The organism is Pontibacter sp. HSC-36F09 (assembly GCF_024171605.1).
In the GTDB taxonomy this organism is placed as follows: Bacteria; Bacteroidota; Bacteroidia; order Cytophagales; family Hymenobacteraceae; genus Pontibacter.
On record NZ_JALKAA010000001.1, the window covers coordinates 237,700 to 264,277 of the forward strand.

At 50.2% G+C, this 26,578-nt stretch carries 20 protein-coding genes; 12 read left to right on the forward strand and 8 right to left on the reverse strand.

Features of this window, described 5'->3' with window-relative positions:
* Positions 1-7: 7 nt before the first annotated feature.
* The gene (locus L1278_RS01030) at positions 8-421 is read right to left on the reverse strand and encodes an FdtA/QdtA family cupin domain-containing protein (RefSeq protein ID WP_253400650.1); all 414 of its coding nucleotides are present in this window, start codon (positions 419-421) and stop codon (positions 8-10) included.
* Positions 422-759: 338 nt separating this feature from the next.
* Here L1278_RS01030 and L1278_RS01035 point away from each other — a divergent pair, with 338 nt between their 5' ends.
* The 3 genes from L1278_RS01035 to L1278_RS01045 all read left to right on the forward strand — a co-directional run bounded on the left by L1278_RS01035 (position 760) and on the right by L1278_RS01045 (position 3,528).
* Positions 760-1,353, forward strand: coding sequence for a YigZ family protein (locus L1278_RS01035; protein WP_253400651.1), 594 nt, complete (start codon positions 760-762; stop codon positions 1,351-1,353).
* 522 nt (positions 1,354-1,875) lie between these two features.
* On the forward strand, positions 1,876-3,003 hold the full coding sequence (gene corA, locus L1278_RS01040; RefSeq protein ID WP_253400652.1) for a magnesium/cobalt transporter CorA: 1,128 nt from the start codon (positions 1,876-1,878) through the stop codon (positions 3,001-3,003).
* A 39-nt stretch (positions 3,004-3,042) separates the two neighbouring features.
* On the forward strand, positions 3,043-3,528 hold the full coding sequence (locus tag L1278_RS01045; protein WP_253400653.1) for a DUF416 family protein: 486 nt from the start codon (positions 3,043-3,045) through the stop codon (positions 3,526-3,528).
* A gap of 3 nt (positions 3,529-3,531) precedes the next feature.
* Here the strand turns inward: L1278_RS01045 and L1278_RS01050 are convergent, their stop codons facing one another.
* Positions 3,532-6,246, reverse strand: a complete 2,715-nt coding sequence (locus L1278_RS01050) for a hypothetical protein (RefSeq protein WP_253400654.1) — start codon at positions 6,244-6,246, stop codon at positions 3,532-3,534.
* Between the two features lie 175 nt (positions 6,247-6,421).
* Between L1278_RS01050 and L1278_RS01055 the strand changes: the two genes are divergently transcribed.
* Positions 6,422-7,291 carry a universal stress protein gene (locus L1278_RS01055; RefSeq protein ID WP_253400655.1) on the forward strand — a complete coding sequence of 290 codons (870 nt, stop codon included), beginning with the start codon at positions 6,422-6,424 and terminating at the stop codon, positions 7,289-7,291.
* A 1-nt stretch (position 7,292) separates the two neighbouring features.
* Here the strand turns inward: L1278_RS01055 and L1278_RS01060 are convergent, their stop codons facing one another.
* Positions 7,293-8,192, reverse strand: coding sequence for a RimK family alpha-L-glutamate ligase (locus tag L1278_RS01060; RefSeq protein WP_253400656.1), 900 nt, complete (start codon positions 8,190-8,192; stop codon positions 7,293-7,295).
* A 138-nt stretch (positions 8,193-8,330) separates the two neighbouring features.
* Here L1278_RS01060 and L1278_RS01065 point away from each other — a divergent pair, with 138 nt between their 5' ends.
* The 4 genes from L1278_RS01065 (at position 8,331) to L1278_RS01080 (ending at position 10,867) form a co-directional block, all read left to right on the forward strand.
* Entirely contained in the window at positions 8,331-8,981 is a 651-nt protein-coding gene (locus L1278_RS01065; protein ID WP_253400657.1) for a hypothetical protein, read from the forward strand.
* 68 nt (positions 8,982-9,049) lie between these two features.
* Positions 9,050-9,502 (forward strand): D-aminoacyl-tRNA deacylase, encoded by a 453-nt coding sequence (dtd, locus tag L1278_RS01070; RefSeq protein WP_253400658.1) that lies wholly within the window; start codon positions 9,050-9,052, stop codon positions 9,500-9,502.
* Positions 9,503-9,596: 94 nt separating this feature from the next.
* Positions 9,597-10,523 (forward strand): hypothetical protein, encoded by a 927-nt coding sequence (locus L1278_RS01075; protein ID WP_253400659.1) that lies wholly within the window; start codon positions 9,597-9,599, stop codon positions 10,521-10,523.
* A gap of 17 nt (positions 10,524-10,540) precedes the next feature.
* Positions 10,541-10,867 carry a nucleotide pyrophosphohydrolase gene (locus L1278_RS01080; protein WP_253400660.1) on the forward strand — a complete coding sequence of 109 codons (327 nt, stop codon included), beginning with the start codon at positions 10,541-10,543 and terminating at the stop codon, positions 10,865-10,867.
* 199 nt (positions 10,868-11,066) lie between these two features.
* Here L1278_RS01080 and L1278_RS01085 read toward each other — a convergent pair whose 3' ends face one another.
* Both L1278_RS01085 and gcvT read right to left on the reverse strand, forming a co-directional pair.
* Entirely contained in the window at positions 11,067-11,798 is a 732-nt protein-coding gene (locus tag L1278_RS01085; protein ID WP_253400661.1) for a 2-phosphosulfolactate phosphatase, read from the reverse strand.
* Positions 11,799-11,912: 114 nt separating this feature from the next.
* Positions 11,913-13,001: a glycine cleavage system aminomethyltransferase GcvT gene (gene gcvT / locus L1278_RS01090; RefSeq protein WP_253400662.1), complete on the reverse strand. Its 1,089-nt coding sequence runs from the start codon at positions 12,999-13,001 to the stop codon at positions 11,913-11,915.
* A gap of 401 nt (positions 13,002-13,402) precedes the next feature.
* Between gcvT and L1278_RS01095 the strand changes: the two genes are divergently transcribed.
* Together L1278_RS01095 and L1278_RS01100 are read left to right on the forward strand one after the other, a co-directional pair.
* Entirely contained in the window at positions 13,403-14,872 is a 1,470-nt protein-coding gene (locus L1278_RS01095; protein ID WP_253400663.1) for an ATP-binding protein, read from the forward strand.
* A 46-nt stretch (positions 14,873-14,918) separates the two neighbouring features.
* Positions 14,919-15,353, forward strand: a complete 435-nt coding sequence (locus L1278_RS01100; RefSeq protein ID WP_253400664.1) for a response regulator — start codon at positions 14,919-14,921, stop codon at positions 15,351-15,353.
* 3 nt (positions 15,354-15,356) lie between these two features.
* Here L1278_RS01100 and L1278_RS01105 read toward each other — a convergent pair whose 3' ends face one another.
* The 3 genes from L1278_RS01105 to L1278_RS01115 form a co-directional block, all read right to left on the reverse strand.
* Positions 15,357-15,974 (reverse strand): ribonuclease HII, encoded by a 618-nt coding sequence (locus tag L1278_RS01105; RefSeq protein WP_253400665.1) that lies wholly within the window; start codon positions 15,972-15,974, stop codon positions 15,357-15,359.
* Between the two features lie 93 nt (positions 15,975-16,067).
* Positions 16,068-17,630 (reverse strand): RagB/SusD family nutrient uptake outer membrane protein, encoded by a 1,563-nt coding sequence (locus L1278_RS01110; RefSeq protein ID WP_253400666.1) that lies wholly within the window; start codon positions 17,628-17,630, stop codon positions 16,068-16,070.
* Between the two features lie 67 nt (positions 17,631-17,697).
* Positions 17,698-20,802: a TonB-dependent receptor gene (locus L1278_RS01115; protein ID WP_253400667.1), complete on the reverse strand. Its 3,105-nt coding sequence runs from the start codon at positions 20,800-20,802 to the stop codon at positions 17,698-17,700.
* A 1,083-nt stretch (positions 20,803-21,885) separates the two neighbouring features.
* Here L1278_RS01115 and L1278_RS01120 point away from each other — a divergent pair.
* The gene (locus L1278_RS01120; protein WP_253400668.1) at positions 21,886-25,050 is read left to right on the forward strand and encodes a SusC/RagA family TonB-linked outer membrane protein; all 3,165 of its coding nucleotides are present in this window, start codon (positions 21,886-21,888) and stop codon (positions 25,048-25,050) included.
* Positions 25,051-25,068: 18 nt separating this feature from the next.
* The gene (locus L1278_RS01125; RefSeq protein WP_253400669.1) at positions 25,069-26,568 is read left to right on the forward strand and encodes a SusD/RagB family nutrient-binding outer membrane lipoprotein; all 1,500 of its coding nucleotides are present in this window, start codon (positions 25,069-25,071) and stop codon (positions 26,566-26,568) included.
* Positions 26,569-26,578 lie beyond the last annotated feature (10 nt).

Genomic DNA, 26,578 nt, shown 5'->3' on the forward strand with positions numbered 1-26,578 from the left:
ACGATATTTACAGGGCCAGGTGTGCTACCAGGCGCTGAAAAGTTGGGTAATCGCGGATGTAGTCGGACTCCTCGAAATCGGTGGAAGTCAAGCAAACGGCTATGGTGCCGGGTGCAAAATACAGATCGGTCCAGCACATGGCCGGCAGGTATAGCCCCGTGGCCGGATCATCCAGCACAAAGGTCTCCTTTTTTTTACCGTTATCTGTTTCCACTTTAATTCTTCCGGTTACGGCTACCAGTACCTCTTCTGTGGCTTTGTTGGCATGCTGCCCGCGCAGTACACCCGCTGGTGTGCCGTAAGTCCAGAACACCCGTTTGATCGCAAAGGGTATGTTTTGGGCCAGTTGGGTGGAGGCGATGAAGCCTATTTCTTGGCTACCGGTTTCGGTAAAGTGGAGCAGGTATGGTGTGGTAGACAAAAGGAAAATTTTAGTAGAGCCACAAATTAAAACAATTTCGGCAAATGTGCCTATACATCTGGTCCCGGCTTTGCCCATGCGGACGCTTCTGTTACTTTTGCAATGCAGGGCACGCTGCTTGCTCCTGCTTTTATACCTATGCTATACCTGTGTTGTCGGAGTTTTGCTTGAGTTTAGCCTCAGACATTACCAACACCCCAAAGCGTATACTTGCAGATAGTAGTTTTTTGTCACATTACCAAGATAGCAGTCGGAGTAGCCTGCACGGGAATGGCCGTTGTGCTGCAGACAAAAGTGCTGCCTACATGCAGGAAATTGCCGCCCATCTGTTTTATATTATGGAAGACACCTACCGTACCATCGAAGCGCCCTCCGAAGGCCTCTACAAAGAAAAAGGGAGTAAATTCATTGCCTTGGCCTACCCGGTATACACGGAGGAGGAAGTGAAAGAGATCCTCACCGACCTGCGCAAGCAGTACTACGACGCCCGCCACCACTGCTACGCCTACAGCCTAGGCGCTGACAAAAGCCGCTACCGTGCCAACGACGACGGCGAGCCCAATCATTCCGCCGGTGACCCCATTCTGGGCCAGATCCGGTCCTTCGACTTGAGCAATGTGCTGGTTGTAGTAGTGCGATATTTCGGCGGTACGAAACTCGGCGTCAGCGGCCTCATCAACGCCTACAAAACCTCCACCGCCGAAGCCCTTAGCAATGCCACGATCGTCGAGAAACACGAAACAACTTTGCTACAGGTATACTTCGCCTACCCGCAGATGAATAACGTGATGAGTTTGGTGAAAGAGCACGAGCTCGGCGTGAAAGATCAGCAATTCGAACTCGACTGCCGCATGACACTGGAGGTTCGGCGAAAGTTGGAGGAGGAAGTGAGCGGCAAGCTGCAGGGGATTGAGGGAGTTACGGTTGCCTGAATCAGGATAGATTAACACGATTCTCGTGCACAATTAACATCCCCCTGCCCCCTTTAAAGGGGGACTTCTGACATTGCCGATTTACAGGTGTAGCTTCGTAGTTGATGCAGTTCCTTTGCTATACCGAGTCCAACCACCCCTACCCCTCCTTATCCAAGGAGGGGAGTTTCCGTCGCTGCCATTTCTAGGTATAATCGCTGTAGAATCTGTTGCAATTCACTGGCAGGTATAGCAAAACTTACTTGCACTGAAACTACGAAGGTATAGCATCAGCCAGGTGCACTTTACGACACTCCACTGTTTGAGCGTTCAGCGAGTTTGGAGGGTCTTGACTTTTTTGCTTACTTTTTGTGTCAAGACAAAAAGTGAGTGCCCGCCGCACAGGCGAAGCTATAAAACGATATAGCTCGCTATAACTGCAAAAGCCGGCACTACAAAGCAAACCAAAGCTAGTATGCACAACTATAGGGCAAAACCTAATTTTCACTAACTTACACGGCTGCAGCATACCCCATCAACACAATGGCTAAAAAGAAACGTCACCGCTCCCGACACAAAATCCTGGACCGTAAGATCGGCATCAGTCCGGGCTCCCTTTTTATACCATTTGAAGCGCATGCCCCGCGTTATTTCCTTATGTCCTTCAACGAACAAATATTTGAAGAGCAGGAGCTGGTTTCTTACGCCGAACTGGTGCAGCAGGTAAAGTCGAAGCCTGAGGCAACGCACTGGATCGACATTCGGGGATACGCTGACCTCACCATGCTCGAACTGCTCAAGCAGGACTTCGACATCCACTCGCTGCAGATGGAAGATGTGATTAACGATTACCAGCGCCCAAAAGTCGACGAACTCGACGACCGGCTTTTCATCATCACCCGCATGCTGCGCTGGAAAGAAGAGCATCATACCCTGGACGATGTTCAACTCTCTGTTTTCTCGGGTTCCAACTATGTGCTCACCCTACAGAGTGATTACGAAGACTGCCTGGACCCGCTCCGCGAGCGCATCCGGATAGGCAAAGGCATCATCCGACAGCGACCTCCGATGTACTTGGTGTATGCTATTCTGGACGTGGTACTGGATTACTATTTCCCGGTGATGGGGGCTATCGGGACTTATATTGAGGAGTTGGAACAGAAGATTCTGGACAATCCGTCGAAACAGGCGTTGCGGGAAATACTGGACCTCAAAAACGAGCTAATCAAGCTGCGGCGCATTGCCTGGCCTGAGCGCGACAAAATGAACGAACTGCTGCGCATGGACGAAGACATTATACCTGACAAACTGAAAGTATACTTCCGCGACGCCTACGACCACTCCGTCCAACTCATCGACCTGATCGACAGCCACAAGGAAATGTCCACAAGCTTGGTGGAACTATACATGTCCACGGTGAACAACCGCATGAACGAGATCATGAAAGTGCTCACCATTATCTCGAGTATATTTATCCCATTGAGCTTTATTGCCGGGTTGTACGGCATGAACTTCTCACGCCAGGACCCCGAAACTGGTGAGGTATTCCGGTTGAGTATGCCCGAGCTATACCTGCCCTACAGTTACCCCACCCTGATCATCCTGATGACCACCTTGGTGATGGTGCAGCTATACCTGTTCTACAAGAAAGGCTGGTTTAAGAGCTTCTAATGCATTGCGGTTATTCCTTCTAATATCTTCAATTAGAAAATGAGCAGCGAGGAATTTATAAATATCCTGGAAGAACGTGTAGAAAGGCTATCTAACGTCAAAGTGATTGACTTTGCTTTGAACATTTGCCACCGATTACTACCGTATTACATTAAGTTTTTTGATGAATATAATTGGGGGAATATCGAGGCTCTTTCAGAGGGTATTCGTTTTTGCGAGAAACTCAAAAACTTGAAGAGTGTTGAGAAAAACGTAGTTCAGGACCTAATGCAGCAAATAGAGGAAGCTTTAACTGACACAGAGGAGTTTGAAGATGGAAGTCTTGCGTTGAACGCCTCTGCTGCTGTTCTAGAATTAGTAGAGTATGTTCTCGACAAGGATCTTAGTCATATCTTGAACATTAGTAGCTATATGACTGATACTATTGATTTCATTGCAAGAGAAAATGTGAATGAATTATCAGTCAATCATCAAGAACTAGTGAAGGAAAGAAAATATCAGCTAGAATTAATTAGTCAGATTTAGCTTCTAATTAGGCAGCTTGAAGTTCAGTTTTTGCAGCTCGTTACGGAACACTTTGTAGACGGAGTAGTTGTTGCCCACCTCATTGTAGTGAATACTTACAGGCTTGTTGCTCTCCAGCGATCTGCCTCCAATCAGGCGGGCGTCCGGGCCGTAGAGGTAGGTCTTTTGCGGGCCGTTTTCAGTGATGGCGTATACCTGGTTGCCGCCCCCGAAGTTAAAGTACTGCACAATCTTGGGCGCTGAGGTAACGTAACGCTTCTCAAACAGCTCTTTGAGGTCCTGGTCGAAGGCGGCTACTTTGCCCTGGTCCTGCCGCACAATAATGTAGGAGCGGCCGCCGGCGTCAGGCACGAGGTCGAACATGGCACTTTTGCTTGGCCGCGGAAGCTGCTCCCGCGCCTTTACCTGGCCCTGCAGGTTAAACTCCACCACCTCACCGTAGCGCGACACCACAGTCACAACAGAGCGGCGCAAGTCAGCACCCGCCCGGATGACGCCTTCGGATGTGATCGGTACCCGCAGACTGAACGGAAAGCCCGGATAAGTCTCGCCTTTGGTATTGAGGGCGTATACGTAGCCGTTTTCGAGTAATACCAGGATGACGTCGCGGCCTCCTACCCGCACGTGCTGCGGTGTGGCTGCCAGGCGGTAGTCCATGCGGCGGGGCTGCCAGCCAGGTATAGCGTTGCCGCGTGTGTCGAACATGTACAGGTTGCCCAGAGCATCATCCACCAAAAAGCGGTAGTCACGGTTTTTCGCGAAGTCAAAGACGGCCAGGCGTTGCAGGCGCAGGGTATCGCTCACGTTAAACGGAAAGTGCTCCAGATCGCGGCCAAGGTGATCAATGGCATGGATGCGGGTGCCCGTGGCAAATACATAGCGCAAGCGCTTTTCGCTACCCAACTCAACTTGCTGCAGGCTGCCGATTACCTGGGCCTGAACTGAATCGGTCCAGCCACGGCTGCCCGTGGAAGTGATGTTATGCAGCACCAGCATCGAGTCCTGTACCACCACTTCACGACTGCGGTCTATGGCATTCTGGATCGGGTAGGGAGGCGATAGGAGGCGGCTCGCAAACGGAATGGTCAGCTCTTCTTCAAAACCTCCCTGCACACCATCGGTATGGCGCTCCTGCCTTCTGAATAGCACGCTGGTATAATACTGGTTTTCAGCCCGGGCAAACTGTACGCTCACCTGGTTAAATCTCCGGACCAGGCTGGAGTTCTGCAACAGATCTTCGCGGTCTTCCTCCTGCAAATAGCGGTTCAGAATGTACCAGGCGTTCACGGTGTTCAGGTACAGACTGAAATTGCCCTCCTGCAGGGTTTCCTCCAAAAAGGCCTTCTGCGTCACGGAACGCCCCCATACCTCGCCTGCATTGATATCGTCGATGAGGGCGCGCAGGCTGGCTATGTCCGGGGAGAAAATCATGTAGTTTTCAAGCTGCAACACGTAGCTCTGCTCAAAACCAGCGAACAAACTGCCAAACAAACGGGCAGGCAGCTCTTCCAGGTCCAGCAGCTGCAAGGTATGTTTGCCGTACTTTTCGGTATAGATCTTTTCGTTCTGCGCTTTGCTCACCTGTTCTGCCAAGGCCTGAAAGCGGATACCGGTTTTACCACTGTTTTCCATGCGGGCAATCACCATCTTGTCAGGGCTCGTGTTCATGTTGTAGGACTCCATGTAAGCGAGTGCAATCTCCTGACTAAAAGACCGGGCCAGGCTGTCGATGGTGGGACTGAAGGCATCATTGGGAACCTTACCATCGCGCAGGCGGGCCACCTCTCCCACCCCAAAGTGCATCAGAATGGCTGTGCGTGTAGGCAGCAATAGCTTGATGTCGAGCGGACGGGGCCTGGAGGGCTGCAGCTGAGCCTGAAAAGAGCCTTTCAGCGTTTCCGGATTCGAAAAGCCGTTCAGGAAAACCTTGTTCTGGTCGAGTTTAAGCTCCAGCATGGCGTTACGGCAAAAGCTGCTCAGGTAGCGCACCTGCGGCATCAGATCTTCCTGCAGGAAAAGGCCAAACAGGTCAGGCAGGGCGCGGTAGTTCACAAACACGTTGGCGTACACATCGGCCTGGCTCAGGTAATTCACCTTTTTGTAGTCGGCGGCAATGGAGTTGAGCTTGCCCCGGTTGATGCGGCGCACGATCTCCTCCACTAACACAGGCGAGGCACTCAGAATGATGTTGTTATGGAAAGAGAAGTAGGTAAAACTATTGCCCAGTTGCGTATTGGTCACATCGGTGAGCAATACGCCCTGATACTCGCGGATCTCTTCTTTAAAAAGCGGGTTTTTGTTAACGTTCTCACTGAGCGTGCGCAGAAAACGGTGCTCTCCCACTGACACCACGGGGATGTAGTACACGAACTCCACATCGGTTTTGCCCAGCACGTGGACGGAGGTGAGGATATGTTTCTTGTCCAGGAAGCGTTCGAGGCGCTGGTTGCCGGGCGCCACGCTGTCGAGCATGGCCATGTTCTCCTGAAAGCGCTGCGCCACCGGAAGCACCGAGAAGCTCTCCCACAAGTCAGTCTGCTCCAGGTGCTTTTTCAGGTCGCTGTGGTTATTGGTCTCCACCACAAAAGCTGCCGTTTCCGGCACCAGCGTCCAGAGGTCTACCTTCTGCTGGGAGTCCTGCCACCTGCTAAAGCCATAATAGACCAGGGAGGCCAGTACTACAAATGCGATGAAGAAAAAGACAATGCGTTTCGGCATAGTGGGGATGTATGAAGCTACAAATTAACCGAAAAAATTAGAAATCCCCCGGGTATAGTGGCTACAGTCCCAATTCATGCCGTAAATATGCAGATTCTATACCTATTTAGCGGCTAGAGGCTGCACCTGCACGAGTCTGGCTGCGTATAAAGGGGCCAACTCAAACCTGCTAACCATGTATCGGATACTCACACCTGTTGATTTCTCGGAAGGTTCGGCGAAGGCCTGCCACTACGCGCTGCAGTTGGCAGCTGGCGTTCCCGGGGCCAAACTGCTCCTCCTCCACTGCTTTCAGGATTACCTGGCTGATGCTGCACCGGCCAGCGCTGCCAACCTGAACCATTCGGAAGAATTGGCGGATCGGGTGCTGCACCGCAACGAAACCGAAGCACTGGAACAACTTGAGGTGCTCTACGAAAAGTTGAAGCGGGAAGCCCGCGGCATGGGCAGCAGTCTGCACATTGATCGTACCTTTACCCATGGCCTGCCAGAAGAGGAGATACCCGAACAGGCAGAGCGCTTTCGCCCTGCCCTGGTCATCATGAACACCAAAGGCGAGTCGAGCTTCGGACGGGTTGTGTTCGGCACCGTTTCGACCAAGGTGATCGACGAGGCGCGCGTGCCCGTACTGACAGTGCCGAATCAATACGATGGTGCTATACCTGGCCGCATCCTCTACGCCACTGACTTCGGCAAGACGGACGTGGCCGACATCGATCGCATCCGGCAATTGTTTGGCCATCTGCAGCCCATGATCTACTGTGTACATATTTCGAACGATCCGGAGGAAGACCGGGAAAAACTGCTGGTGCTGCAGCAAAACCTGCAGCACGGCGCGCCCGAAAACGACATCCGTTATGCCTTGCTCGAAGGCGACGATGTAGCCGAGGCCCTGCAGGACTTTGCCCGCAGCGAGAACATCGACCTGCTGGCCCTGACTACCCAAGGGCGCGGCACGTTTGACTCGCTCTTCAACCCCAGCCTGGCCAAGAAGATGGTGCTGCACGCGCCACTGCCTGTGCTCGTGTTCCAGGGCAAGGAATAGGCTATACCCTGGCGGCAGGCTGCGCTGTCAAATCCAGCAGTGCCTGGTAGTAACGCTCCAGGGCCTTCTCGCTTGTGCTCAGAAACAGGAAGGGCTCGATGAGTTCGAGCTCCATCAGCACCAGTTCGCCGTCAAGGTCTACCCCGTCCACGCGGGCGTATAGGCAGCCCTGTGCAAACTGCTCTACAATTTCAGAGGCGGTTTGCAGCATACCGGCAGGAGGCGTTGGGGTATGCACGCTCCCTCCGAAGAAGTGCTGCACCCGGAAGTCGCCCGGCCTGGCTTTTTTGAGCACGGCGTGGCTATACCTGCCGTTAAAGAAAATAAAAGACCACTCGCCCTGTGTTTTGATTTCCTCGAGGAAAGGCTGCGCCAGGAAGGGCTCGTCTTGCAGCAAGGCGTTGATGCGGGCTGTGTAGTCGCCTGCCTCGGCTCTGCTGATGGCCAGTGTGTTCTTGGCAGCTCCGCTGACGCGCGGTTTCACAATGATCTTCTCCCGTCCGATCGCATCAAACACGCTGTCAGCATCGAACGTGCTGCCCTGCTCCAGCCACACGGTGGGCACAATCGTAACACCTTGCGTCTGCATGTCTTTAAAGTACTGCTTATCAGCATTCCAGCGCAGCGTTCTCACCGGGTTAAGCACCCGGCAGCCCAGTGCCTCTACCTTGTCGAGCCAGGTATAGAAGGCATTTATTTTATCGAAGTAATCCCAGGGCGATTTGATAATGAGGGTATCAAAGGCGGCCCAGTCCACTTGGGCATCGTCCCATACCTGAAAAGAAATTTTGTGGCCTTTTTCGGCCAAAAAACGGTATAGGCGCTCATCTTCGCTATCGGCGTTGGTAGTATAATCGCCCAGGCTCTGGCAAGTGACAATAGCTATTTGTTGTAATGACATAAATGCGGATATTTGCCGCAAAATTATACTTTATCCCTCGCAGTATCTACAGAATAAATTTCCAATTAAACAAAACATTAAGAACGTCTGTTCTCGTATGAAAAGTATAAGTTGCTTTCCCGCTTTTTAACTACCACCATGTTACATCTTTTCAGCCTCAGCCTACGACACAGGTACAGCCTCTCTGTACGCCTGCTGGTACTGCTGTTGCTGATCAGCTCCACCGCGGGTGCCTGCCGGCCAGAGGACACGCATGAGGAGCAAAAAGAAGAACCGCTGGAACGCAACCAGCAACACGCTGAGCCCGACACCCTGCTGGCCCGACGCCAGCCAGCGGGTCCGCCAGCCACCATCGATTTCCTGGGTAACCCCTTCCTGTCGGATTATCGCCAGAGCAAAAAGCTGGACGCCTACTTTGCCCGCATTGGTACCGACTTCACGCTTGATGCCGACCCGGTGGAGAACATGCACCGCCCGGCCATCACCGACACGATCTATACCATTCGGTTTGGCGAATCAGTGATTGAGCTCTATGCCCCTACCCAAACCGGCGAGCTGTTGCTGCAGGTGGCTGATATCCGCAATGCAGGTATAGCGCTCCGCAACAACATGAAGGTAGGTATGAGCCAGCCCGAGCTGATGACCAAACTCAAGAACTACGAAGTGCGCATCCTGCAAACCAACTCCGAGATTGTGGCGACTACTGTAGAGGGGGCTCCCATCTCGCTGCGCTTTTTCCTGAAAAACGGCAAAGTGAACCGGATCCGATATGAGGGCTACGTTGATTAAGAGAAAACGAGGTCAGGTATAAATAGGCCAGAAATCCTACCTTTGCAGCTGAACCAATGGTATACCTTATGCGCATCGTTGTCCAACGTGTTACCCAAGCTTCTGTTACCATTAACAACCAAATGAGAGGCGAGATCGACCTCGGGCTGCTACTACTTGCCGGCTTCACTACCGACGATACCGAAGAAGATCTCAAATGGATTGCTAACAAAGTCGTGCAACTCCGTATTTTCAGCGATGCTGATGACAAAATGAACCTGAGTGTGCAGGACGTAAAGGGCGATCTGCTGGTGATCAGTCAGTTTACGCTCTACGCGCTTACTAAAAAAGGCAACCGTCCTTCTTACATTCAGGCGGCCCCGCCAGCTGTGGCTATACCTTTGTATGAGCGTTTTGTAACGCTTTTGGAAGAGGCCTTGGATAAGAAAGTGCAGACCGGTGAATTTGGTGCCGACATGAAGGTAGCCCTCCTCAACGATGGGCCCGTGACCATCACCATCGACTCTAAAAACCGAGAATAAACCGCTCCGAATAATTCTGAGTCAGGCTGGAAAAGTAAAAGGAATTATCTATATATTTCTACCTGAATCAGCTATACCTTACCGGACGGTTTATATGAATACCCTACCTCAACAGGCAGCCTGGCTGCCGCAACTCTTGGGCCGGCTACTGCTGTGCGCCTTATTCATAACAGGTATAGCAACCGGCGCTCAGGCCCAGACCGATACCACGCTCACCAAAAGCGTGGTAGGCAAACGCTGGATCGTCGAAACCCGTGATGGTTCTGTGATACAGGGTACTTTTCTGGGACAAACAGATGGTGGTATACGCCTGCAAACTGATAGCGCCGGTGAAATCCTGATTCCGCATACCCAGATCAAAAGCACTAAAATCGTTGACGACAGCCATATGCGCAACGGCGAGTACTGGTTCGAAAACCCCAACGCAACCCGCTACCTGTTTTCTCCGTCCGCCTTCAGCCTCAAAAAAGGGGAAGCCTATTACCAAAACACCTACCTCGTACTCAACTCAATTAATATCGGCATCACGGATCACATCACGATGGGCGGTGGTTTCGAGCTGATCTCTACCTTCTCCGGCTCACCTGCTTTTTACCTCACACCAAAGGCCACCTTCGAGATCAACAACAAATGGCGGGCTGGCGGCGGTTTGCTTTACATGAATGTGATCGGCTTTGAGGAAGACTTCTCAGGCTTAGGTATAGGCTACGGCATTGTGACCTATGGCAACACGGACGACAACGTGACGCTGGGGGTGGGCTATGGCTTTGTCGACGATGAGTTTTCGAAAATGCCTGTGCTTAACCTGAGTGGCATGAAGCGGATCAGTCGCCGTGTGGGCTTGGTTTCGGAGAACTGGCTGGTGCCCAGCGACGGCTACTATGGTTTGATTTCGTATGGCGTCCGGTTTATGGGCGAGCGGCTGACCGTCGACCTGGCTTTTATCAACAACGGCGATATTGCGGAATCTATCGCCATCGGTGTGCCTTATGTGGACTTTGTCATTAAATTTGGCAAATAACCACAAGCCCTATACCTATGACCATCACTGAAGCCCAAACCATTGTTGACAACTGGATCAAAGAAAACGGTGTCCGCTACTTCAACGAACTCACCAACATGGCCATCCTCACGGAAGAAGTAGGTGAAGTAGCCCGCATCATGTCCCGGCAATATGGCGAGCAGTCGTTTAAGAAAAGCGATGAGGGCAAGCAACTATCCGACGAGCTGGCTGATGTGCTGTTCGTGCTCATCTGCATTGCCAACCAGACAGGTATAGACCTGACCGAAGCCCTTCGGAAAAACCTGGAAAAGAAAACCTCCCGCGACAGCGAAAGGCATAAGCAGAACGAGAAACTGAAATAAGTTTAGGAGTTTGAGAGTTTAGGAGTTTGAGAGTTTACTTCTGGAGTTGAAAATTGAAGAGGGCAGGAATTCTACACTTGTACATATTTAAATAAAAACAGCGAGCGCCAGTTTTGGAAACTGGCGCTCGCTGTGTGATAACGTGGTGTTTCTATTTAGATGGTAGATATAGCCCGAAAAAGGCTTGCCTCTCAACTCTCTAACTCTTAAACTCCCCAACTCCTAAACTCAAATCGACCAACCTGTCCCCTTTCCAAACAGGGAGCACATGATAGGTGTCGTGCTGGAGGCAGAACTCGATGTCTTTGTGGATTTCAAGGTTTTCGAGGCGGCGCACGTGGGAGGATTGGCGCAGGAAAGCGACCATGTCGCTCTTGGCGGCGTGATACAGGTATAGCGAAGCCAGTGTGGCATCGTTCTCAAACTCAAACTCGCCCTGCAGACGCTCGGCCAATGCACCGGCAAAAAGCGTGTCTTCCAGGTTAAACTTTCCCTTCCAGCCGGCGCAAACCACCAGCACATCGAGTTGCAGCTCCCGTAGGTGCTCTGCTACAGCCTCCAGGTTCAGGAACGCCCCTACTACAATCTCGTCGGCGGCCTCCGACAAACGGATAGCGCGGGTGCCGTTGGTGGTCGTGATGGCCACCGTGCGGCCCTGTACCTGTCCGTTCATGTAAGCGAATGGAGAATTGCCCAGATCAAAGCCTTCAGCCTTGATGCCGTTACGCTCCGCAGCGGTCAGGCAGCCCTGCCCGGCGTAGGCGCGGCACTCCTCCAACTGCATCACAGGTATAATATCGGTAGCGCCATGCGCAAAAGCCGTTACCATCGTAGAAGTAGCACGCAGAATATCCACGGCCACCACTGCCTTCCCCTCCAGTTCATACAAGTGCAACAGCTCCGGGCTGTAGCACACATCTATACTTGGCATATATTCTTGAATTTTAGACTATGTGACAAAAGACAAAGGACTAGAAACAAAATAACAAGGTATAGCCACCTTGGTCCTTTGTCACTTAGTCCTTTATCAAAGTGTCAAAAAAAATTACTTCTTTACAAACGGTGGCTTCACGATCTGGCCTTTCATGTCTTTGTTGCGCACGCGTACAAATACTTCAGTGCCCGGCTTGCTATACTCGGTCTGCACGTAGCCCATACCGATGCCTTTGCCCAACGATGGTGACATGGTGCCTGAAGTAACCTCGCCTATCTTTTCGCCTTCAGCATTTACAATTTCATAGTGCGCTCTAGGTATAGCTTTCTCCAGCATTTCGAAACCAACCAGCTTGCGCTGCACACCGGCTGCTTTCTGCTCTTTAAGGTTTTCAGAGTTGGTGAACTCCTTGTCAAACTTGGTGATCCAGCCCAGACCGGCCTCCAGTGGAGAAGTTGTGTCGCTGATGTCGTTGCCGTAGAGGCAGAAGCCCATCTCGAGGCGCAGCGTATCGCGGGCACCCAGACCGATTGGCTTTATACCTTGCTCCTTGCCAGCTTCCATGATCGCGTTGAATACCTTTTTGGCATCTTCGTTCTTTACATAAATCTCAAATCCGCCGGAACCGGTATAGCCTGTGGCAGAGAGTATAACATCGGGCACACCGGCAAAATCACCCTTCTCGAAGGTATAGTAAGCCATGCTGCCCAGATCTACAGAAGTAAGCGAAGAAAGCGCCTCTACTGTTTTCGGCCCCTGCACGGCAAACAGCGACATCTCATCCGAAATATTCTGAAGCTCCGCACCCTTGGTGTTGAATTTATTCACCCAAGCCCAGTCTTTGTCGATGTTAGAGGCGTTCACCACCAGCATGTACTCGTTTTCGGCCAGGCAGTATACCAGCAGGTCGTCTACAATACCACCGTCTTCGTTCGGGAAGCAGGAGTACTGAATCTTGCCTGGCGTTAGCTTAGAGGCGTCGTTTGTGGTGATGCGCTGGATCAGGTCAAGTGCCTCATGGCCTTTCACCATAAACTCACCCATGTGCGACACATCGAATATACCTACCGCGTTGCGCACTGTGTTGTGCTCCTCCAGATCAGATGAGTAGCGCACCGGCATGTTGTATCCTGCAAAAGGCACCATCTTCGCTCCCAGCGACTCGTGCACATCATTCAAAGCTATTTTCTTGAGTTCCATATCAGATTTGATTGCTAATAAAGTAGATGCCCAAAATTAAGTAAATAAAACCGCTTCCGAAATTTTATGCGGGAACAAGATTAGCATAGCTTAAACGCTATTTTTCAGGGAAACTTCCTATCCCGTCGTCCCGCAAGCAATTATCCACACCCTTTTGTGTATAACCTTGCAAAAGCCGGTGCGTACATGCACCCGACACTTTTTTAGCCAAAAGGAATGCCATTACTTCTCGACACCGTTCAGCACACAGGGCAAGTGTGCCTGCCTCTTATTTGCCCAAGTCGTTATCCGTCACACCTTTTGCCGGGCATATTGGTTTGCTTAGCGCCATTTTTACTAACTTAGCAGCATTTCGTCTGCCTTATCTAAAGCTCAGTCTGGCGTTCATCAGATAATATTCCATGAAGCTATCAACCAAGGTGTTTATCGGGTTCGTCCTGATATCGCTACTTTTCACCATTGTAGCCATCGTAAACTACAGATTGTCGGATGACGTGATCGAGAACATGCGCTGGGTAACGCGCTCTCAGATCGTGGTCCGCAACTCCGCCTCCCTGCAGCGTAACATCATCGACATGGAATCAGGCTTGCGTGGCTACCTGCTCAACGGAAACGAAGTATTCCTGGAGCCTTACCACGAGGCTAAAGGTATTCTCTCCAGGCTGCGAAAAGATGTAAGAGATTATACCGCTTCTGAGAACCAGCAACACAGGCTCTCAAAAATCATCAGCACGCATGACAACTGGATATCGGTATATGCGGAGCCGCTCATCCAGATGAAGAGGGGCGACACGCTCGAGTACTCATCCCGGGCATTCGACATGAAGCTCGATACGCTCGTGCTGGGCGAAAAAGTACTCATGGACAGCATCCGGAGTGATTTCCGTGTGTTTAACTCTCATGAGTATACCTTACGGGGAGAAAGAAATGACCGTCTGAACACCAGTATCAATACTACAAAGCAAGTGTCCATCGTTCTTACCGTACTGTCGGTACTGCTGGGTATGGGATGGGCTTTATACATCACCCGCATCATCTCCAACCGTATCATGCAGATGGTGACGCTGGCCAAAAAGATTTCGAAGGGAGAATACCAGACCCAGATTGTGGACACCTCCAATGACGAACTCAGCCAGCTGTCGTCTTCCCTGAACAAGATGTCGGCCACGATTGACGAGACATTCTCGGAACTGGACCGCAAGAACAAGGAACTGGATCAGTTCGCCTATGTGGTATCGCATGACTTGAAGGCGCCTCTGAGAGGTATAGAAGTGGCATCGCGTTGGGTAGAGGAAGACATGGGGCAGAACCTGCCTGACAATATAAAGGAGTATCTGGTGATGATGCGTGTGCGGGTACACCGCATGGAAAACCTGATCAATGGCATTCTGGCCTTTGCCCGCGTGGACCGCAACAGTTATGCGCAGGAGATGGTGGACGTGCAGCAATTACTGGCCGAGGTAACGGACATGACCTCACCGCCGAGGAGTTTTACCGTTGAAATTGGATCTGGTATGCCGCACATTTACACACAGCGGGTGCATTTGCATCAGGTTTTCCTCAACTTGATTTCAAATGCCATCAAATACCACCACCGTGAAGACGGGCGTGTCGACGTCACCTGCCAGGAGTCAGAGAACTTCTATACCTTCTCGGTGTCAGACGACGGGCCAGGTATAGAGCCGCAGTACCACGAGCGCATATTCGTGATTTTCCAGACCCTGCAGGAGCGCGATGCAGTAGAAAGTACAGGTGTAGGTCTGGCTATCGTGAAAAAGATCGTAGAGCACCACGGGGGCAACATTTGGGTGGCCTCCAGCCCCGGCCAAGGGGCAACATTCAGTTTTACCTGGCCTAAAAATCAGGCATAATTGAAATAATTATATTAGCTTTGATCATTGAATTTCCAAAAGTGCTATGATAAATAAAGACGTTAATATCCTTTTAGTAGAAGATGACTACCTGGATATTATGAATGTAGAACGCGAACTTAAGAAAATAGGCATTACACACCCGACCCATGTAGCCCGCAATGGCCGTGAGGCGCTAGATATGCTGCGCGGGACTGGTGTGCCCAAAATATCCCCTGCCCCTAGTGTCATCTTGCTCGATATCAACATGCCACGCATGAACGGGCTGGAATTCCTGGCCGAGCTGCGCCATGAGCCGGAGTTCAGTCACATCCCGGTTTTCATTATGACTACCTCAAACGAAGAGACGGATCGTATGGCTGCCCAAAAGCTGAATGTGGCAGGCTACATCGTCAAGCCGATGAGCTTCGACAATTTCGAGACCAGCCAGTCCTCCCTCGACAACTTCACCCTGTTCCTGGACCTTATAAAGCTTAAATAAGCCTTAAAGCTCTTTATCGGGGAACAACAGCAATTGCTCTTCTGACAGCAACCTGAAAGACAGACGGTGATGTTGCGTAGTTCCAAACTGCGCAATGCCATTGCGGTGCTCTTTGGTGGGGTATCCCGCGTTTCGCTCCCAGCCATACGCGCTGTGTTCTTTTGCAAGCGCACACATCAGCTCGTCGCGGTGCGTTTTGGCCAGTATCGAGGCCGCCGCAATAGACAGGTATTTCCCATCCCCCTTTACAATACAGGTATGGCGCAGGCCTTCGTATACCTTAAATCTGTTCCCGTCCACCACAAGGTACTCTGGTTCCAGCCCCAGCCCCTGTATAGCCCGATGCATCGCCAGGTAAGTTGCCTGCAGGATGTTGATCTGGTCAATTTCAATGGGACTAGCCTCTCCAATGGCCCAAGCGATCGCATCACGCACTATATCCACACGTAGCTGCAGCCGCTGCTTGTGGCTCAGTTGCTTTGAGTCGTTCAGCAGGGTGTGACTATAGTCTGGCGGCAGTATAACAGCCGCGGCCACCACAGGGCCCGCCAGGCAGCCGCGGCCAGCCTCGTCTATACCTGCCTCAAAGGTATAGCCACTGTAGTTAGGAAGAAGAGCCATGGTGTATAGAGATAATTGTGGTGCAAAATTAAAATAAAAAGCCCTGTCAACTTACGCTGACAGGGCTTTTTAAATTTAGACTAGCCGGTAGGCTTAGTATCCAGGGTTCTGCTGATCAGCTAACACAGGGTTAGTAGTAGTCTCAGAGGTTGGTATTGGCCACAAGAAGCGGTCGTCCGCATAAGGTATAGCAGGGATGCTCTTGAACAAATCAGGTCTTAGTTCATTGCTAGCTGCTTTCCAGTCTTCTGTAGTTACAGCGCCGTAAGCTACTTTAGCAGGTACACCTGTTACACCGAACTCACCCTCCTTCGCAGTTCTGTGAATATCCTTCCAGCGTAGACCTTCCGCCAAGAACTCAATTCTGCGCTCATTCATAATGGCCTGAAGCAGATCATTGGCGTTGCTGATATTCAGATAAGCAGCGGATGCACCACCTGTCACGTACGTCTCAGACGTTGCTCTGCCTCTTACGCTATTCAAAAGTGCCAGAGCCTTGTCAGTAACTCCTTCTGTCCGCGCAATTGCTTCTGACAGATTCAAGAGTACTTCTGCATACCGGATAATAGGCGTGTTATCGGACCAGCCAGATAAGTCCCTATACTTAGTTGTATACTTCTCGCCATCATAGAAGTCACCAGCCAGCGTAGTTCTTCTTAGGTCTTCTACAGGCCAGAAAGGCTTGTTCCAGATAACAGGGCTAATGGCAACTAGTCCACGATTTGCTCCAGAGTACATTACAGGCAAAGCAGCGTTTGTACCTGGGTTGTCATCTGTGGAGTTCAGGATAGAGAATATGGATTCAGTGTTTCCTTTGTTACCCGCAAATGGACCTTCCGGTGCCGCCGTCAGCGCAAAACCGCCGATTGGGCTAGTGAATGGACCGGAGCCTGAAACAATCTTTTCTGCTTCTGTTTTTACACCATTCCAGTCTCTCATGTGCAGTTTCACCCTTGTCTTAAGAGCAATAGCCGCACCTTTTGAGGCTCTGGTGAGTTGTGAAACAGTTATGTTCTGCTCAGCGAAGTCAAGATCTTCTAACAGCATGGCATAGCTTTCTTTCACGGTGTTTCTTCCCTGAGCTTTGGCTTCGTCCACACTTGCCGGGTCGTTGATAGCCATTCTGCGGTAAGGCACACCTAAATGAGAAGCATCTCCTGTCTCGTTATAAGGTCTTGCAAAGTTCACCAGCAGTTCGTGGTGTGCCAGTGCACGCAGGAATCTTGACTCTCCTTCATAAGAATTCGCCTGTTCCTGTGTGATTACGCCTGCTTCAGCAGCCGTCTTCACGCCATCTATCATTATGTTGGCTTTATTAATAAGGCCGTATAATGATTCCCACATAGCCACATTGTTAAGTGTGGTGGTTGCGTTGAAGGTACCCTCATATGTAAAGGCATAGAAAGCAGCAACGTTCAGCATATCCTCACCTCGCATGTCTCCCTGGGCAGTGGATGCGGCTCCAAATGGATACCCGCGTTGGCCACCTGGATAGAAACCTGTCTGTGCAGCATCATACACACCCAGCATAGCAAGCTGAATTCTCTCAGGGTCTTGGAATGCGCTTTCTTCTGTAATTCGGTCTTTTGGAAGCAATTCTATTGTTTCCTTTTCGCAGGAGGTCATCATAACTGCCAGCGCAAGTGCAGGAGCCATTAATGCCAGCCTCAATCTATTTTTAAGAAAATTTTTATTTTCCATTGTATCAATAATTTAATATTAATTAAAATCCTAGGTTCAGGCCTACAGAAACAACTCGCTGCTGCGGGTTACCATTAAAGTCAACACCAGTAGAAGTAAATACCTCTGGGTCTAGACCTTTGTAACCAGTGATTGTGAATGCATTCTGAAGCTGTGCATACATTCTCAGGCGCTGAACATTAATTTTGCCAGAGAGAGATGAAGGCAGTGTGTAACCGATGGCTACGTTGCTCAGTTTCAAGAAGTCGCCATCCTCAACAAAACGGGTGGAAGTCTGACCATCGTTGTTTGCGGCTGTGCCTCTACCTTGGTATAGCTTCGGAGTTACGCCATCACCTGGCTTATCCGGGCTCTGCCATCTTCCAAGGATCTCAGTACCGTTGTTCTCAAATGTTTGGTTCAACAGGTCCTGACGTGTACGGTTCATGATCTTGTTACCACCAGAGAAGCGGAAGAACACGTTCATGTCAAAGTTGCCATACTTGAAGTTGTTGTCGAAACCGCCGAACCACTTAGGCAGAGCGCTTCCTAACACAACTTTGTCAGCAGTACCCAGCGTTGAGGCCTTTGAGATATCGGTTGGGTTAGCTGGGTCGTATACCTTGTAGCCAGATTGTCCTATCTGAAGGCTTGCCTGAACCAAGCTACCATCAGCTTTTCTGTAGATTGGGTTACCGTTTGCAACGTTCACACCTTCATAGATGTAACCAAAGAGAGAGTTGAAAGACTCACCTTCTCTGTGGATGGTATAGTCAAATATCTGATCCTGGTTATCTACAAGAGCTGTTATCTTGTTATTCTGGGTAGAGAAGTTCACGTTGGCATTCCAAGAGAAGTTGGATTTCTCAAGTACTGCACCGCTCAAAGACACTTCGATACCATCGTTCTTCATTGTACCGATGTTTCTGTAGATCAGGTTTCCTGGCAAACCTAGTGAAGGAGGTGTTGGAGCACCTAGCACCATGTCCTTATTATTCTTCTGCCAGTAAGCAACTTCCATGTTTAGGCGGCCGTTGAACAGACCGAAGTCAGCACCGAAATCGATGATTTCTTGTGTTTCCCACTTCAGGTCACCATTACCAGTGTTGCTGAATGCTATACCACTCAGGCCACCGTAAGGGCGAGGAGCGAAAGAGCCAAGATAAGGATAGTCACCACCTACTATACCAGAGTTACCTACCTCTGCATAGCTACCTCTTATTCTGAAGTCAGTGATAACGCTCAGAGCGCTAGAGTTTTTGAAGAATTCTTCTTCAGATACACGCCATGCGGCAGAAACACCTGGGAAGTAACCCCAACGGTTGTCAGGAGAAAGCTTAGAAAGACCGTCTGCTCTAAGTGAACCACCCACATAGTATTTTCCTTTGTAGTTATAGTTCACACGTCCAAGGTAAGAAGAAAGACCACTTCCACCGATACCACCAGCAATTTCCTGGTTAGCCATTGTTCCAGTCACAAGGTTCTCTCTGAAAAGGCGATCAGAAATACCTGAGCCGAAGGCGTTGAAGAAAGAGGTATTTGTTTTGTTGTATTCTGCTACGGCTGTCACATCAATGTTGTGTACATCATTGAATGACTTGTTATAAGACAGAATGTTCTGCCAGTTCCAGGTAGTGTAAGGAGAATAAATTTGGTCAATGTAGCCATTTAAGCCTCTACCATCGCCATGGCGTGGGTCCATATAACCATAGTCATCCTGCAGCGAAAGGTCAACACCTAAAGCAGTTCTGAAGTTAAGGCCAGTCAAAATCTTGAAGTCCAGGAAGGCGTTACCGCTAGCACGGTAAGTCGTAGACCTACGAATATTGTTGTCCAAGCTAAAAAGGATGTTCGGCGTATTGTTATTGATGTGGATAAGGTTTGCTCCTCTTCCCAAAGCAGCCGGGTTGTTATCATCCAGGTTATACCCTGTAGGGTCATTTGGATCATATGCTCCTACGTTCGGCAACATACGGATCACTGCAAAAGTATTACCACTCAAGCTATTAGAACCTGTTGACACACCATTGTTTCGCTGATAAGAAAAACCAGAATTCAAGCCAAATGTGAGTCGGTCAGATATTTTCTGATCCAGGTTGGCACGTAAGGTATAGCGTTTCAAATCGTTCGCTACAGCTATACCTTCCTGATCTGTGTAACCCAAAGAGAAGTAGTACTTACTTTTCTCTGTGCCTGCAGAGGCAGAAATAGTATGGCTCTGTTGGAAACCTGTTCTGTAAACAAGGTCGTTCCAGTCCGTGTTGGTGCCGTTAGCATCCATAAATGCCTGCGGTTTGTTGCCCGCATTGGTATACTTCTCGTTGGCAATCTCAACAAACTGCTCAGCATTCAGAAGGTCATGTACCTGGATAGGGTTGGACCAGCCAGTGTACATATCATAGTTCACCTTCATTTGGCCCTGCTTTCCTTTTTTGGTTGTCACCAAAATAACACCGTTAGAGGCACGTGAGCCGTAAATCGCTGTAGCGGCACCATCCTTCAGGATTTCGAATGACTCGATATCGTTCGGGTTGATGTCAGCAAGCGCATTAGAAGAGGCATAAGCACCTACGTTGCCTGTCAGCACGGGAATACCGTCGATTACAACAAGCGGAGAGTTGCTACCAGAGATAGAGTTCGTACCGCGGATACGGATCACAGGAGGAGCTCCCAGAATACCTGATGGCTGCTGCACAACAACACCAGACGCACGACCTGCCAATTGCTGGTCAAAGCTTGGAGTTGCCAGATTGGCAATCTCTTCACCTTTCACCTGCGCAATGGAACTCGTAACGTCCTTCTTAAGCTGTGTACCGTAACCAACCACTACAACTTCATCAAGTTGTCTCTGGTCGATCTCTAACGTCACATTGATAGAAGCAGAAGTTCCTATCGAACGCTCAGCCGTTTTGTAACCGAGGAAACGGAACACAAGAGTGTTTCCGTCTGCCGGCACACTAATAGAATAAGTACCATCTGCACCGGTCGCTGTGCCGGAGCTAGTGCCCTTTACAAGCACTGCCACACCAGGAAGGCCTTGGCCAGTCGACTGGTCTGTCACAGTACCCGTAACAGTTCTGCCCTGCGCCACTGCCTGCTGAAGCAGGGCGAACACCAGCGCAAAACTCAATAGTAGTAGTTTTTTCATTGGTTTGTTAATTGAGTTGAAAGATAAATAGTAGTTAAGATTTAAGGTTTAAGAAATAAGATTTACAATAAGCTCAGTTGGAATGCCAGCAAGTATAAAGAGAGCTTCTATACGGCCTTCTTATAACCGAATCACAGTATCCATGCCAGCAAGTGAATAGGAATAAAAGAAGCCTATTTAGCATTTAAATAAACTTTTTACACTATTTGATTGCTCCAAACTAAGCATATTTTTCCAATATATACAAAACTACAAATTAAAATTCTTCGTAGCTATCTTCGTATTTTTCAGGTATTTACACCTTTATCTTGTGTTATTACAAGTTCAGAAACAATTCAAAAGACTCTTTAATATCATAACCAATTGAAAATCAAAATACTTAATATATATTGCTTTAAATCCTTATCAGTATAATACCAAAACTATTATAATATATTAATTCTTCTATTTCATAAGTTGCTCTAAGCCAATGTTGTAACACACACTGGTTGCTCTACTAAAAAAACCCTCCTGAGAGGCAGACCTTAATTTAAAAAATCAGAGTACAATTTACCTTTATTAGGTGTGGTTGGCTGTATTACTTTAGATCAGCGTCAAACACATTCCATATATCCGACCCCTCTACGCGCGCGACCAGAAATCTCACCCGACTATACCTTCTCATAAGGGTGCAGCATGTTATCCTATAAGAGAAAAATATGAGCACTATAGCTCCTTCTACCTTCCAGAGCTTCTCCGCTATTATTGAGTCCCACCCATTTGTAACAATCACAGCTATTCTCATTTACAATTAATAAATATACAAATACCAATAACTTTATATAATAACATATTTTTTTAGTTAAAATACTATTAATCAACCTCTAAATGAAATTTAACACGTATAATGTTATGACTAAGCAATATAACTTTAGCATTAAAGAATAGATACATTAACATATTTAGTGCTTAAGTTTTGATCTAACTGAATAGCATCTGCCCCGAAAATGCTCTTCTAACTAACCCACCAGTAAGTGCTCTACCGCATGGCACTTTTCCAAACTGATTTAACACACTTTATGAAGCCAAAAACATTTTGGAAACATGAACAAACTACTACTAGTGAGTTTTATTCTGATTCTAGCCCTTTTTCAGCCGGGTATGGCCCAGACTAGAGCAGTTACGGGTACCGTAACAGATCAGGAAACAGGGCAGGGACTGCCCGGCGTTGCCGTACTGGTGCAAGGCACCAGCGTCGGTACCGCTACAGGAGCCAACGGCGAATACTCCATCAATGTACCGGCAGGCTCTAACACGCTTGCTTTCCGCTTTATTGGCTACACCACCGTCACGCGTGAAGTCGGCAACGAATCAACCATCAATGTAACCTTAAGCGTGGACACCCGGCAGCTGCAGGAAGTGGTGGTAACTGCTGTAGGTATAGAGCGAACCGAGCGATCACTGGGATATGCTGTGCAGAACGTGGAAGGCGATCAGCTATCCCAGCGCTCCGAACCAAACGTGGTCAACGCCCTGCAGGGCAAGGTTGCTGGCGTGGAGATCATCTCCTCGAGCGGTCTGCCCGGTGCGGGTACACAGGTATTTATCAGGGGTATCTCATCTGCTACCGGCAACAACCAGCCGCTGTTTGTGGTTGACGGTATCCCGATTGATAACTCGACCAACTTTACCTCCGCCCCTACAGTGGGTGGTGCTGCCTACTCAAACCGTGGCCTTGACATCAACCCGAACGATATCGAATCGATGACCGTGCTGAAAGGGCCTGCCGCTGCGGCGCTCTACGGATCCAGAGCGGCAAACGGTGCCATCATCATCACCACCAAGAAAGGGATGGCTGGTGATGCCAACAAGAAGTTTGAGGTGACGGTTACCTCCTCGTTCAACCTGCAGAACGTGTATGGCTTGCCAGAGTACCAGAACGACTATGGCCAGGGCACTAACTTCCGCTACAGCCCGAACGTGACCGATAGCTGGGGTCCAAGGTTTGGCACGCCAGGTATAACCACTGTACCTAACGTTGCCGGCAACCCGCAGGAGACACTGGAGTACAGAGCATACCCGGACAACGTTGAAGATTTTTTCGAGACAGGCACCATCTTTGACAATGGCCTGCAGCTAGCCGGCGCGGGTGCTAATACCAGGTATATCTTCAGCGCCAACAGCACCAACCAGTCTGGTATTATTCCGAACAGCGGCCTTGACCGCTTCTCGCTTCGTGCTGCTGGTACAGCGGAGTTATCGTATGGTATCTCGCTAGATGCCTCTATCATCTATGCTAATACCGAGCAGGAGGGCTCTTTGCAGGGTAACTCTGGAACAAGCCCCTGGTTTACGCTGCCTTTCACACCCAGAAGTTTTGACGTCAACAATGTGCCGTACAAGATAGGTCCCGGCCAGCAGGCCCCCACCCTGTTCACACAGCTTGCCCGCGACAACCCGCGATGGAGCGTGAACGAGAACTTCTATGAAAGCGAGGTAAACAGAACCATCACCAGTGCCACTGTCAACTGGAAGCCCCAGTTCTTTCAGGACCTGACTTTTACTTACCGCATTGGTCTGGACCAGTACTCGGACAAACGCCGGGAGGCAATTGCCTTCGGTTCGATTAACTCGAACGGAAATACGGCCCTCAACCGACGGGGCTCCCAAATCTATGATGACATTTTCTATAGTCAGTTTAACCAGGATATATTCGGTGTCTACACCAAAGACCTGAACGAGGATATCAATCTACGATTCCTGGTGGGTAACCAGATCAACGCCATTAAAACGGACAATCGAAATATCAGAGCGGAAGACCTGATCACACCGGAGTTCTACAACCTGATCAACCATACCAATACCAACATCTTCCCGACGAACACAGAGACACAGCGACGGCTGGTGGGTGTCTATTCACAGCTCGGCTTATCGTACAGAAACTGGCTGTTCCTGGAACTGCAGGGACGCAACGACTGGTCATCGACACTGGCTCTCGACAACAACAGCTACTTTTACCCTGCCGCCAGCGTGGGCTTCGTATTCACGGATGCCTTCGATATAGCCAACCCCATTCTCAGCTATGGCAAGCTAAGAGGTAGCTATGCCCGCGTAGGTAACGACGCCGGCATCTACCTGACCAACACGGTGTTTGTAAACCAAGGCTTCGGCAATAACGTGGCGGGGATCAGTTTTCCATTCAATGGTACGGTGGCAGCAGTATCACGCGGCAACAGACGGGGCAATCTGGAACTGAACCCTGAGTTCACCACTTCCTACGAAGCCGGTGTGGAATTAGGTATGTTTGACGGAAGAGCTTCCCTTGATGTGAACTACTTCTTCAACAAAACCACCGACCAGATCTTTAACGTGGATGTGCCGGGCTCAACGGGCTTTACCACCTTCACCCAAAACGCCGGTGAGATCCAGAACAAAGGCTGGGAGATTAGCGCTACAGGTACACCGTTTACTTTTGAGGGCGGCTTCCGCTGGGATGTCAACGTGAACTTCACAGATATTCAGTCAAAAGTGGTATCGCTGGCACCCGGACTTAACCAGTTTACGCTGCTGACGGGTGCCGGAACCGGTGCCTTCACTGGCCTTAGCCCGGTGCTGATTCCGGGACAGCCTTTCGGCGTGATTCAGTCATCCGCCTTCCTGCGCGATGAGCAGGGCCGCTTCATCATTAACCCCAATACGGGCGTGCCGGTGGTGGACCAGAACCCGCAGATTATCGCAGACCCGAACGCGGACTGGTGGGGTAGCCTGGGCAATACCTTCAGCTTTAAAGGGTTTAACCTGAATGTACTGCTACAGTATGTGCACGGCGGTGACTTCTACTCCCGCCAGACGCAGATTGCCCGCCTGCGCGGGGTGCTCGAAGAGCAGACAGACCGGGAGCGGCCCTACATGTTTGAGGGCGTGGTCCTGAATGCAGACGGTACCTCCAGGCCGAACACCACGCAGATATCTGCCCAGGAGTATTGGGTGGCTCTAAATGCAGCCAACGAATTCGCGGTGTTTGACGCATCGGTATTCAGGGTGCGGGAAGTGAGTCTGGGATATGAACTGCCAGCCGAGATACTGGAGCGCACACCGTTTGGAGCTGCCAGCATTTCTGTCTCCGGCCGTAACCTCTTCTTCTATGCACCTAACCTGCCACATGCCGACCCAGAATCAAACCAGCTAGGCGGCAACACCAGGGGCTTTGAATTTAACTCTCCTCCGACTGTTAGAAACTATGGTGTAAACCTCCGTTTCACATTCTAAATCTAGACACCAAAACATATGAAAAAGATAACGATAATAAAAGGGGTGGTGTTGGCATTTATGATGGCGATCGCCGGCGCTTGCGACGATTACCTGGATGTGAACGTAAGCCCGAACAACCTGCCGAACGCTTCGGTGCAAAGCCTGCTTCCAGGGGCACAGATAGGCACAGGCTTCTTTGTAGGGAACACTGCTCAGATCATCACTTCACTCTGGATGCAGCAAATGGCCGGCACGGGTACCCAAACAGACCCATACGACCGGTATAATGTTTCGCCTGAGAACAATGAGTGGAACTCGATCTACGCCACTCTGCTGGACGACCTGGAGCAGATCGTGCAACAGGGGCGTGAGGAGGGAAACTTCCATTACGCAGGTATGGCCCGTATCCAACAGGCCTATGTATACCTGGTGGCGACAGACCTGTGGGGTGATATACCTTTTTCGCAGGCATTGAACATCGAGGAATTTCCCAAACCGGTCTACGATCCGCAGGAACAGGTATACGCCGGGGTAGTGCAGTTGCTGGAAGAGGGACTTGCCGACCTGGACAAGACCACTGTCACTGCGGCCTCAGTTGGGGATCAGGTATACGGTGGCAACCTCGATAGATGGCGTAAGGCAGCCAACTCAATCAAGCTAAAGCTATACCTGCAAAGCCGCAAGACGAACCCGAACTCTGCAAGCGCCATTACACAGCTGGTAAACGAAGGGAACCTGATCTCTTCCAATGATGAGAATTTCAATATCAGATATTTTTCTTCATCCGGCTCGTTCAACCCGATCTACATGTATCAGCACCAGACGCGCATCAACGACATGATCCTGAGCCAGCGCTTCTACGACTCACTCTCAGCCCTGAACGACCCAAGGCTGCCTGTGTTCTTCACCCGAACCGGTGGAAACTATGTCACTTATGACAATGGTGCCTTTACATCGGTACCCTTTACGAGTCCTAACAGGTCCCGCTGGGGAGTGTATGTAGTCGGTAACGGCACGCAGCTTGCGAACGGCACCATCGAGAATGGCGGCGCTGCCCCGATCCGCCTTATCACCCTGACCATGGTTAACTTCTGGCTTGCCGAGGCTTCCCTCACGCTTGGCACTCCCGGTGATCCGGCTGAGTACTTCAGGCAGGCGCTCCAGGCTCAGTTTGACGACATAAGAGCCTTTGTGAGTGCTGGCAGCTTACCAGCCAACTTCGAGGCGGACGCGACAGCTTATATCAACAGGCGGGTGGCGGCCTTTCAGTCGGCTAGTTCTACAGAAGGCAAGCTCAACATCCTGATCAGGGATAAATGGGCCTCTTCCGTCGGAAACGCTTACGAGGCCTATAACGACTACAGGCGCACGGGATATCCACAGCTTGAACTTGCTCAGAACCCTCAGGTAGGTGTCACCAGAATCCCTGTCCGCTGGCCTTATGCACTGGGAGAGATTCAGGGTAACGCAGAGAACGTACCGCTGCAGGATTATCCTGCCGGCTTACTGGTACCAGTTTGGTGGATGGGCGAATAGTGTATTTGAC